The 469-nt window shown below is 25.4% G+C and carries 1 protein-coding gene; it reads left to right on the top strand.

The genetic code is table 11. The features are described from left to right. Positions 1-66 precede the first annotated feature (66 nt). Positions 67-469, top strand: a 403-nt coding sequence (locus tag KVT37_RS31855) for a hypothetical protein (RefSeq protein WP_217578972.1), incomplete at its 3' end; no start/stop codon positions are given.

Here is a 469-nt window from a genome sequence, read left to right as displayed (position 1 = left end):
TATCCCTTTTTTCTTATTTTGTAATTTATAAAAAAGGTTGAACATCTTGAACGGAGGATGACTTCAATGAAAGGCGAAGAAATTAAAGATAAAAATTTAGAAGCTTTAGCAGAGTTAATCTCTGAAAGGATTTTTGATAAATTAGAACATTATTTTTCTAATAAGGATGTTGAAAAGGACGATGAATCATCGGAGGAAAGTGATTTTCTTGAAGAATTTGAAATTGATGGTGTCTTCGAACGAAATGATTGTCTATGGAAAGAAAAGAGTAAAGGATATTATTTTAACTTAAAAAATGAAGAATATATACAATTTTATTTAAGATACTTTTTTGAAAATGAGAAGTTTTTAAGCAATCGAGAATATGAAAAATTAAAAAATGATATTGCTAAAGATGTGCAAATGATTTTATTAAACGAGGCTTACTGTAATATTTATCACTATATAAAAAATACAGAAAATGTAGATA

The sequence above is a fragment of the Mesorhizobium sp. GbtcB19 genome, from assembly GCF_019091085.1.
Taxonomy (GTDB): domain Bacteria; phylum Pseudomonadota; class Alphaproteobacteria; order Rhizobiales; family Rhizobiaceae; genus Mesorhizobium.
Note: the sequence above shows the minus strand (reverse complement) of the source record. Positions and strands in the feature narration are given on the sequence as shown.